Annotated in this window: 8 protein-coding genes; 1 reads left to right on the plus strand and 7 read right to left on the minus strand. The window is 53.6% G+C overall.

Features of this window, described 5'->3' with window-relative positions; translation table 11 throughout:
* The 3 genes from H7A81_RS21710 to H7A81_RS21720 form a co-directional block, all read right to left on the minus strand.
* The coding region (locus H7A81_RS21710; RefSeq protein WP_255479016.1) for a TcfC E-set like domain-containing protein at positions 1-1,323 on the minus strand (1,323 nt) is incomplete at its 3' end.
* Positions 1,324-1,429: 106 nt separating this feature from the next.
* Positions 1,430-1,933, minus strand: a complete 504-nt coding sequence (locus tag H7A81_RS21715; RefSeq protein WP_182058690.1) for a CS1 type fimbrial major subunit — start codon at positions 1,931-1,933, stop codon at positions 1,430-1,432.
* 25 nt (positions 1,934-1,958) lie between these two features.
* Entirely contained in the window at positions 1,959-2,702 is a 744-nt protein-coding gene (locus H7A81_RS21720) for a hypothetical protein (RefSeq protein WP_166936143.1), read from the minus strand.
* 279 nt (positions 2,703-2,981) lie between these two features.
* On the opposite strand from H7A81_RS21720, the gene H7A81_RS21725 reads away from it, so the two are divergent.
* Positions 2,982-3,686 carry a response regulator transcription factor gene (locus H7A81_RS21725; RefSeq protein ID WP_166936141.1) on the plus strand — a complete coding sequence of 235 codons (705 nt, stop codon included), beginning with the start codon at positions 2,982-2,984 and terminating at the stop codon, positions 3,684-3,686.
* Here the strand turns inward: H7A81_RS21725 and H7A81_RS21730 are convergent.
* The 4 genes from H7A81_RS21730 to ahpC form a co-directional block, all read right to left on the minus strand.
* Complete coding sequence (locus H7A81_RS21730; RefSeq protein WP_182058691.1) at positions 3,652-5,964, minus strand: ATP-binding protein; 2,313 nt, start codon at positions 5,962-5,964, stop codon at positions 3,652-3,654. The two genes, H7A81_RS21725 and H7A81_RS21730, sit on opposite strands and share 35 nt — an antisense overlap.
* A gap of 101 nt (positions 5,965-6,065) precedes the next feature.
* A complete protein-coding gene (locus H7A81_RS21735) occupies positions 6,066-8,381 on the minus strand; it encodes an ATP-binding protein (RefSeq protein ID WP_182058692.1) in 2,316 nt (771 codons plus the stop codon).
* Between the two features lie 158 nt (positions 8,382-8,539).
* Positions 8,540-10,108, minus strand: coding sequence for an alkyl hydroperoxide reductase subunit F (gene ahpF / locus H7A81_RS21740; RefSeq protein ID WP_182058693.1), 1,569 nt, complete (start codon positions 10,106-10,108; stop codon positions 8,540-8,542).
* A gap of 70 nt (positions 10,109-10,178) precedes the next feature.
* A complete protein-coding gene (gene ahpC / locus H7A81_RS21745; protein ID WP_034824884.1) occupies positions 10,179-10,742 on the minus strand; it encodes an alkyl hydroperoxide reductase subunit C in 564 nt (187 codons plus the stop codon).
* Positions 10,743-11,119: the final 377 nt, after the last annotated feature.

Consider the following 11,119-nt stretch of genomic DNA (forward strand, 5'->3'; position numbering starts at 1 on the left):
GTTGCCTTTTTCATGCATCCACATCGCCTGTGAGTCAAAACCGTAACCGGTAACGCTGCTGTGCCACAGGTTGCTATACAGCTGCACCTGCTGGCTGGCCTGCCAGTCCAGAGAAACACCTGCCTGCTTCTCTTTACCCACCTTTTGTACCGCCACCCCGCCCGTCATATTGGGCTTGATCAGATAGTTAAGGCTGGTGCCTGCCGCCATCTCGCCATGCTGCTGATTGCGCTTATTGCTCATCAGCGCCGTTTGTTGACCGGCAAACAGGTTGTAACGCAGACGTTGGTCAGGATTACGCCAGCCTGCGGGTTTATTAACAGTTTCAACGTTACGGCTGGTCTCCTGACCATCCTCCAGAATGCGCACTTCCACTTCATAAATACCGCCCGGTAACGGAGCGGTATCCAATGCCTGTAAGCCAGGCTGCACCGGCTGCGAGTTAATCAACACGCCATTGCGATAAATCTCGGCAATCCCTTCACGGTTCGCCGTGACCCAAATCGGGTAAAGCGCAGGCGTATTGCCGTCTTTCATCAGGGTATCGCTGCTGCCCATCATCACACCTGCCAGCGTGGTCACACCGCTGCCGCGCGAATAGGGTTGGCGTAATACGCCCTGACTGTCGGGTGAAAAAAGTCCACCGCGATAAAAAGTGTGCTGGCTCTCGCGCATCAAATAGAGCGAGGTCACCGCATGCTGGGTTTCTGCATCTTTCGCGCCGCTGCGATCCAGCTGATATTGACCAATGGCGCTCCAGTTGCCGATGGCGGCTTCAAGCCCACCCAGCCAACCCATTGCTGCGCTTTGTTGCTGCCCACCGGAAAGATTGAGCTGGTTGGATAACAGCATGCCCGCACTGCTCTGTTCCGGCAGTGCATGCCACAACTGCTGCCCCGCGCTTTCCGGCAATGCGGAAGTGATCAGCGTTAACTGCGCATTGGCAAGGTTGTAATCCGCTGCCACTAAATTCCCCGGGCAACTGCTGTTGCATTGTCCAAGAGCCAGGGGCTGAGAAAACGCCGTTAACCAACGCTGACGCTCAGTTTCCGTCCATTCACTACTGCTGACATCGGTAAAATTCACGATCTGTACGCGCTCATCTTCACTCAACACAATGCTGGCATCACCCAGCAGTTTGCCATCCAGCATCACGCGCGCTGAGATCGGCGCATTGAAAAAATGCGAACGAAAATCCGCTGGCATCGCCGCCGCCTGCTGCGCCAGTGATGGTGCGCGCTGTGGCGCGACGGCATCGGCCTGCGCCGCTCCAGCAGAGCACAGCAACAGAGTGATACCGGTAAGTGAACGGGACAGAGTCATGGCTAAAGTCCAAAATCTAAGTAAAAAAAGGAGGAAGTCGCCCTCCTCCTTTTGGTCAGTGTTAAAAATCTCTGACGCTTAATCCATGCGTAGAAAGAGCTGGTAATCAGCGGCTGCCTTCGTCGTCTGGTACGCTGTCAAACATCATGGTGATAGCACCGCTGTATTCGCCTGCCGCTGGGCGGTTAGCGGAGGTGAAAGCCGTGGTCTGAGAAACGTTCATTACACGGGTTTTCTCCGTGCTGGCTTCGGTCGCATTCACAACTTCAACACCCTGAGCTGCGCCGACTGGCAATACCTGGTTGTAGACCTTCACAGTCAACGGAATCGGATCCGGGTTGCTGGAAGAGGTCAGCACCGCTGCATCCTGCAGATAGGCCTTGATGCCGCCATTGGCGTTCTTCATCTTCAAATCCTTGTTAAAAGCATTCAAAGACAGGTTGTTTTCATTCCAGGCCATACGCTGAGTTTCTGCTTCCCAACCGGTGCCAATCACGTAGAAGGTGTTGTCTGGAATTGAAGCTTCCACGTTGAACTGAACCTGTGCGGCCTGTGCAGCAAAGGAGGAAGCCATAATGATCGCCGCAGCGCTGATGATTTTTACTGACATGTTTAATTCTCCAAAGAATCGTTGATTAATAAGTGCTACCTGAAGACAGGGATTTCTTTTGCGTACCCTCATATAAGGTGTACTGCCAAACTTTTCCGGTATTAACCGGTTTTTCGAGCTTCATGCCCGGACGTAACTGATGGTTAGTTACGCTACTGCAATTTTTTAAACCTTTATCGCACTCTTTAAGCGAGTGGATAACAATACTGGCATTGCCATTATTACTGATTTGTAAACTGCGGTTGTTTTCCGTTATTTGGGTATCGAATCGCGCAGAGGCGGGCAGCACCGTAACAATGGTGCCAAACCCGGTTAATACCGTGACGCCTGCGCTGATTTCATTCTGATATTTCTTTGCTTCGTCTTTACTTAAACCAAATTCCTGCGCATCCTCTGGAATCACTGGAATATAACGCACGCGGTAATAGCGTTCTTTATCACGGCTACCGGTAAATACTAAACGGTTGCTCTGCATGCCCTTCGCCGGAATGATCAGGCGTGCCGGGCTGGAGATCAATCCTGTGCCGCTGCCTTTAATCAGCGCATTGGCATCGAGCTTATTTTCTGTATAACCGCTGCCGGTAAAAATCATTTCATCGACACTCACGCGCACAAATGCGGTGGCATCACCGGTATTATTAATTCTTTTCGCCAATGTGTTTTGCTTTGGCTGAATATATTCATTTAACTCACCGACGTTAATCATCGGTCCGGCAATCGCAGGCATCACCGCTAATGAAATAGCGGCAGCAAGAATAGCTTTTAACATGTGAACCTCATAAGCTTTAATTAAAAATCTCATGCTGCGCATCTGAATAAAGCATTCAGCCCTGGAGCGCCTGACTCAATCGGGATATGAACCTTAGTCATACTAAGTTGGTGGACTCCGCCACAGCGAGTAGGTGTACTTTACGGTTATGACGTCTTTTGATCCGCAAGAGCACTCTCAAAAAGGTTTTCCAAAAATATTCCTATCCGAGCTGATAACTGGCTCACAAAAAATGCAGTACACTCTTATTCATCCCGTTTATTAACACGAGTGTTAACAATGACAACCTTCTCCCGACATCACACTTCTATTGCGTTGCTGGACGATCATGCGCTGGTATTACGCGGCCTGAGTCTGGTCTTGGGTGAAAACCCGGACTTTCGTGTGGTAGGCAGTTTCACGCAGAGTAAAGATTTGCTGCAGTGCCTGAAGAGTGAAGAGGTCGATGTGGTGATCGTTGATTACGAACTGGAACCTTCTGACACCGATGGCCTAAACCTGATTAAAACCCTGACCCGCCTGCATCCGAAAACCGCGATTCTGGTGATTTCAGCACACTACAACCCCGCAACAGTGGCGCTGGCGATCCGCGGTGGTGCCAAAGGGTTTATCGGTAAAAATCGTCCGTTTGAGGAGATTCAAACCGCCGCGCTGGAAGTGAGCCGTGGCCGTACCTTCCTCGAACCGCAAATGGCACAGGAGCTGGCGCAACAGCAGCGTCACGGCGAAGTGTTACTCAGCGGCAATTACAGTGAAGAGAATATGCAGCGTGCCGTCAGCCTCAGCGCCCTTTCCCCGAAAGAGCAGGAAGTGATTCGCTGTTTTCTCACTGGCATGACGGTCACCGATATTGCAGAGAAATTCAATCGCAGTCTGAAGACCATCAGCGGGCAGAAGCAGAGTGCCATGCGCAAGCTGGGTCTCAAGGCCGACCATGAGCTGTTTATTATCAAAGATGAGCTTCTGAAGTCACTGCAGTTTTAAGTTCGGATAACCAGATCTCAGCCTGCAGCGGCGTCACGGGCTGCGCCGCTCGTAAATGGTTTTCAATCTGTTCCGCTGCGCTGGCCAATTGCAATAATTGATACATCTGCGCCGCACCGCGTAAACGATGCGCGTGATGCTGCATCTGCTGGTGCTCAAGGTGCTGGCAAGCATGAGCAAATTGCTCAACATCCTCAATCAGCCACTGTTTCACCTGCTCATCCAGAACTGGCATCGTGGGCGCTTGCGTTGCCACGCTATCGCGTGAACACCAGCGAGCCAGGCAATCCGCCAGCGCGGACAACACAATAGGTTTACTCAACACGCCATCAATACCGCTTAACTGGCACTGCTGATGATGCGCGGCATCATTCATCGCTGAAATCGCCACCAGCGGCATCGGCGGATTGCCGCGCTGTTTCTCTGTCATGCGCCAGCGGCGAGCCACATCGTAGCCGCTGATATCGGGCAAATTGATATCCAGCAACATCAGATCGTAATAGTTCTCCTCTTCCAACAGGTTAAGCGCCTGCTGACCGTTCTCCGCCCAATCCACGTCACAGCCCAGAGTCTGAAGTTGTGCACTGAGCATGCGTTGTGCTGCTGGGTGATCTTCCACCAGCAAAATTGAGGTTCCCACGCTGAACTGCGGCAGTGGCGACTCCGCTGGCTGGGTTTGTGCCGGGCAGATACGTAGCGGTAATTTCAAGGTAAAGGTGCTACCTGCACCGGGTGCACTGTGGCACTGCAGGCTACCCCGCATCAGTTGGGTCAGTTGCCAGCAGATCCACAGCCCAAGGCCACTGCCATCATAGTGGCGTTCTGCGCCGGTATCGGCCTGGGTCCAGGCGTCAAACACGCTGCATTGATCCTCAGGTGCAATACCGATGCCGGTGTCCGTCACCGCCAGTGAGATCATGCAGGTTTGGTCCGAAAAATCTTCGGCTTCCAGCGTTAAGGTGACGTGGCCTTTTTCCGTGAATTTGATGGCATTGGACAGTAAGTTATTGATGATTTGTCGCAGTCGATGCGCATCGCCCTGCACCCAGCGCGATTGCAAATGCGGTTCGATAATGGTGTTCAGCATCAGCTTTTTTTGCTGTGCCAGCGGCCGATAGCTGTCACACACCGCATCAATCATTTCGCTTAGAGCAAAGGGATAGTGCTCCAGCACAATGCTTTTGTGCGACAGTTTGCTGTGATCGAGAATGTCATTCAGCAAGCCGAGCAAACTCTTAGCCGAGGAATTCGCCAGCGCCAGATATTGTGCATGTTGCGTCGCCGTCACCGGACGATTGAGCAACTCCAGTGAAGCAATCATGGCATTCATCGGCGTGCGAATTTCATGGCTCATCATGGCGAGAAATTGCGTTTTGCGCTGCTCACTGGCCGTGGCCTGACGCCGAAGATAAAGCGCACGACGCAGCAAGAAGCCCAGCAAAAGCAGCAAAACCACGAAGGCCACTATCTCCCATTGATAGAGCGAGAAGATCACCCCCACTGTGGGATAACCCAGCTTTAAGTCACCCGCCCAGCGCTCATAAAGTGTATTCGCCTTCTCAGCCGGTATCGCCGCCAGGGCTTTGTTGATGATGCTGAGCAACTGTGGATCCTGCGCTCTCACACCCATGCTGATGCCGGCCATCAGCTCCGGAATCTGTCCGGCAATCGCCAGTTTATGCGAGAAGAAGCGATACAGCAGTGGACGCATCACCAGGTCTGAACCGAGTCCGAACTCCGCTCGATCGTCATACACCGCTTCAAACACTTCACGGGTGTGATCGAGCGGCAGCAACAGGATGTCGGGACGATGATGACGTAGCCAGCTTTCATAGAAGGTATCGCGCCGCACCGCCACGCGTTTACCGCTGAGCTGATCGAGCGATTGCACCGCGCCCGCACTATTATGGCTGATCACCAGCGCTCCGGTGGAGAGCCAGCGCTGGCTGAAGCGCCAATCCGTAAGCTGGTCTTGTTCCAGTAACGCCGGGGCAAGCGCGGAGATCAGGCGAGGTTCAAACGAGTTCCGCGTAGCGAGTACAAAGCGCAGCCCGGTCAGGCGACTGATTTCATCGAGATAATCCCGGCTCAGGCCAATGTGTTCCCCATCCTGCGCATAATCCAACGGCCAGCTGGCAATGAAGCTGTAAGGGATCTCAGGGTTATCCGCGATCCAGCGCTGCTCGTCCACGCTAAGCGGCAGCTTATTCGCCAGTAATAGTGATGAAAAACAGAGCCCTGCGAATAACAGCAGCAGGCTGAACAGACGAGCAAACATGATAGATAACCTGGCCGTTTGGGCGTTGGATGGCCGAAGCCACGCGCGAAAAAGTCCGGGTATTTGATGAAAATTTCGCCTGATTCACTACAAGAGCACTCTCAATACGCTTCGCTGAGCGGGCTATGCTGTTGAAGTTGCTGGCGCCAGTGCGCCATGAGTTCGACATCAATCGCGCATTGCTGCCGCAGGTGGGTTTCGATCTCATCGCTGATGTTTGCCAATGTATCGAGTTGATACATTAGCGCCACACCCCTGACGCGATGAATAAAGTAGATCATGTTTTGCTGATTTTGCTCGTCGCAGGCTTGGGCGAAATGGTCAAGATCCTGTTTCAGCCACACCTGCATTTCGCTGTTAACCGCCGGTGCCGTTGCCTTGCCTGGATAAAAGACTCCCAGCTTGCTGGCAAGATCGTTAAGTCGAATCGGTTTCACCAGCACATCATCCATGCCGCTCTCCTGACAACGCTGGCGATGCTCTGCGCCACTGATTGCTGAGATGGCGATTAATGGGGTGCGATCGCGCTGCTGTGCGCGTTCAAACTGCCGGATTTGTGTGGCGAGCCAGTAACCGTCTTTGCCGGGCAGGTTGCAGTCCAGCAGCATCAGATCGTAATAGTTTTCTTCTTCCAGCAAGCGCATCGCTTGCTCGGCGCTTTCTGCCAGCTCGTAATGGCAGCCCAGCTGTATGAGCTGGGCGGCGAGCACCTGCTGGTTAGCCGGATGATCTTCCACCACCAGCACGGAAATATCGGCGGCAATCGCCGTTAAAGCATTGGCTGAGGAATCGGCAGCGCCTGCTTCGCAGGGTAATAACGGCAGCTCACAGCGAAAGGTACTGCCCACGCCAGGCTCGCTATTCAGGGTTAATTCCCCGCCCATTTGCCGTGTTAGCTGACGGCACAGATACAAGCCGAGACCGCTGCCGCCGCGCAAGCGCGCGCCGCTGTTTTCGGCCTGTTGCCAGGCTTGAAACAGACGCTGCTGATCGCTGGGTGCGATACCAATGCCGGTATCGCGCACCGACAACATCACTTTGTCATCCTGCCAATGAGCTAATAGCGTAATTTCGCCGATGTCGGTAAATTTCACCGCGTTCGACAGCAGATTGTTGACGATTTGCCTCAGACGATGCGCATCAGCCTCAAACCACTGCCCTTGCAATGCAGGCTCCAATTGCAGCGTGAGCGCTAGCCCTTTGCGCTCTGCCGCCGGGCGCTGGCTGTCGCACACGGCGGCCAGCAGGGCGCTCAAGTCACAGGGCGCGAGTTGCAGTGGCATTTGTTGTTGGCTGATTTTACTGTGGTCCAGTACGTTGTTGAGCAGTTCCAGCATGTCCTGAGAAGCGGAGAGCGCCAGCGCCTGATACTCCTGCTGTTTCGCTGGTGTCGAGGGCTTATGTTGCAATTCCAGCGACGCAATAATGGCGTTCATCGGCGTACGGATTTCGTGGCTCATCACCGCGAGAAATTCACTTTTGGCTTGTTCGCTCTGCTGAGCACGCTTTTTCGAACGCCGGGCGCTGGCCAGCGCTAACAGAATCACAATCAGCATGATGGTGCCGATGGCTATCTGGAACGGGTAAAGATAAAGCAGCACGCTTAGCCGTGGCGTGCCGACTTCGACAATCGGAATCCAGCGCAGATAGATGCGCTGCACATCGTAACTGCTGATGTTCTCCATGGCTTTATCGAGAATCTCATGCAATCTCGGTGCATCAGGCGTCACGGCCATATGGATACCGCTGGCCATCTCCGGCACCTGCGCAGCAATGGCCAGCTTATCGATGTAATGGCGTTGCAGTACGGGCAGCATCACAATGCTGGAGGCAATCACAGCGGGGAGTTTACCTTGTTCCACCTGCTCAAGTGCCTCGGGCAACGAGTCAAACGTCACCAACTGAATAGCGGGATAGTGCTGACGCAGCCAGGGCGCGTAACCGCTGTTACGCAGAATGCCCAGCTTCTGCCCTTCCATCCGAGTGAGCGAACGAATGTGCACGGTATCAAACTTGCCGACGATGACCGGCAAAGTGTTGGTCCAGGATTGGGTCCACAGCCAGCGCTGGCGCTCTTCAGGCGTGAGCAGCTTTTCCAGCACCGAGGGCAGCAGCATCGGCGGATCGATCAGCGCCTGCTCAGGCGGCACGAACACGAAGCGTAAACCGGTGCGCTGCTCCAGTTCATCCAACACGGTGCGAGTTAAGCCGGTATGTTGCCCATCCCGAATGATCTCCTCAGGCCAGCGCTGTTCAATAGTGTAGGTGACAACCGGATGCGCCTTGATCCAGGCACGATCGGCATCCGTAAGCGCCTCATGATGCGGCAACTGCTGATAAACCTGCGCTGCGGCTGGCACTATGGCACAACAGGCCAGCACCAGCACCGTCAGAAATCCGTATAAAAGTGCCTTCATCCCAATTCCGCAGTGAGTAGGGTTTAACCAATATCGAATGTTTTCAGTCTACAACCAAACCACAAATTTACTGCACTTGCCTCTTCCGCTAAATCGCAGGCAAAAAAAAGCCCCGTAACATCCGTTACGGGGCTGCTGCGTGGCTATCGCAATAAAACTTATTCAGCCGGTTGGGTGCGGATCAGGTAATCGAACGCGCTGAGTGAGGCTTTCGCGCCTTCACCGCTGGCGATGATGATCTGCTTGTACGGCACCGTGGTGCAGTCACCCGCTGCGAACACGCCTTTCAGGCTGGTTTCGCATTTGGCATCGATAATGATTTCGCCCATCTTGTTACGTTCTACCGCGCCTTCCAGGAAGGTGGTGTTCGGCAACAGACCAATCTGCACGAAGATGCCGCTCAGCGCGATCTCGTGGCTGGTCTGGTTGTTACGGTCGATGTAGCTCAACCCGGTCACTTTGCTGCCGTCGCCTTTCACTTCGGTGGTCTGCGCATTCAGAATCACATCGACGTTTTTCAGGCTGCGCAGTTTGTCCTGCAGCACTTTGTCGGCGCGCATTTCGCTGGCGAATTCCAGCAGCGTCACGTGCTCAACCAGACCCGCGAGGTCGATAGCCGCTTCAACGCCGGAGTTACCGCCGCCGATCACCGCCGTGCGCTTGCCTTTGAACAGCGGGCCATCGCAGTGTGGGCAGTAGGTCACGCCTTTGGTGCGATACTGCTCTTCACCCGGCACACCCATGTTGCGCCAGCGTGCGCCGGTGGCAATGATGATGCTGCGTGATTTCAGGACTGCGCCAGACGCGGTTTCAATCGCGTGCAAGCCGCCCTCTTTCGCTGCGGGAATCAGCTTAATGGCGCTCTGGGTGTCGATGACGTCAACATCGTAGTCATCAACGTGAGCACGCAGTGAACCGGCCAGTTTCGCGCCTTCGGTTTTCTGTACGGAGATGTAGTTTTCGATGTCTACGGTGTCGAGCACCTGGCCACCAAAACGCTCGCCCATCAGGCCAGTACGGATACCTTTACGTGCCGAGTAAATCGCTGCCGCTGCGCCCGCTGGGCCGCTGCCGACGATCAGCACTTCATAGGCGTCACGCTTGTTCAGCTCTTCTGCTGCACGTTTCTCAGCGTTGGTGTCCACTTTGCCAACGATTTCCGCCAGGCTCAGACGGCCCTGACCAAACTCTTTGCCGTTCAGGAATACCGCTGGAACGCCCATCACGTTACGTTCGGTGATTTCGTTCTGGAACATGCCGCCGTCAATCGCGGTGTGGCTGATGCGTGGGTTCAGCACCGCCATCAGGTTCAGCGCCTGTACCACGTCAGGACAGTTGTGGCACGACAGCGAGTAATAGGTTTCGAAATGCAAGTCGGTATCCAGAGCAACCACTTGCTCCAGCAGGCTCTGCGACTCTTTCGAAGGGTGTCCACCGGTCTGCAGCAGGGCCAGCACCAGTGACGTAAATTCGTGACCCATTGGCGAACCGGCGAAGCGTGGGCCGCTCTGGCTGCCTGGGTTAGTGATCAGGAAAGAGGGTTTACGAACCGGACGATCATTCTCTTCACGGAAGCTGACTTTTTCTGACAAGCTCGCGATATCGGCTAACAGAGAACGGATCTCCGCAGATTTAGCGCCATCATCCAGTGTGGCAATCAACTCAACCGGTTTCGTTAATTTCTCAAGGTAAGCCTTGAGCTGTGTTTTTAAATTGGTATCGAGCATAGTGAGTTCCTGTCAAGAAAATCGGGTGCCGTAGCACCCGATTGAGAAAGATCGAATGGCTGGGTGTGACTTAGATTTTGCCAACCAGGTCCAGAGATGGAGCCAGTGTTGCTTCGCCTTCTTTCCATTTAGCTGGGCAAACTTCACCTGGGTGAGAAGCCACATACTGAGCCGCTTTGATTTTGCGGATCAGGTCAGATGCGTCACGGCCAATGCCTTCAGCGGTGATTTCGATAGCCTGGATGATGCCCTGTGGGTCAACAATGAAGGTACCGCGATCTGCCAGACCTTCGTCTTCGCGCATGATTTCGAAGTTGCGGGTCAGTGCGCCAGTTGGGTCGCCGATCATCGCGTATTTGATTTTTGCGATGGTTTCGGAAGAACCGTGCCAGGCTTTGTGGGTAAAGTGCGTGTCAGTAGAAACAGAGTAGATGTCTACGCCCAGTTTCTGCAGTTCTTCGTGATGGTCTGCCACGTCACCCAGCTCAGTTGGGCAAACGAAGGTGAAGTCAGCCGGGTAGAAGAAGAATACACTCCATTTACCTTCAACGTCTTTCTCGGTTACGTCGATGAATTCGCCGTTTTTGAACGCTGCGTTTTTGAATGGTTTGATTTTGGTATTAATGATGGACATGGTGACCTCCGTTAAAAGATGTGATGCAAGTTACAGTTTTTCCGGGCCAACTTCTAATATGCAGTCGTTATCAATCAGATAATCAAAAGCTATCAAAGTGCTGATGCCAGATTCCATGCGGCTTGCCGCGGCATTCTACACAGAAAGCCTGATGATTTGACAGGCTTTATCTTTTTTCGTCGGCTAGTGTTACCTGGTGTCGCCATTTGTGACGACCGCCATTTATGGCAAAACTAGGCATTAATTTGCACCCCACGAAAATCCTGCTTTGTTGTAGGGGTTGCCATTTAAAGCGACCGCCACGCTACATACCCTTGTTTATGATGGAGCCCGTGCTTGGACATTCGATTATTTGAGGAAGCCGACCGCCCTTTTCT

Source organism: Pantoea sp. ME81 (genome assembly GCF_903970985.1).
Taxonomy (GTDB): Bacteria; Pseudomonadota; Gammaproteobacteria; order Enterobacterales; family Enterobacteriaceae; genus Pantoea; species Pantoea communis.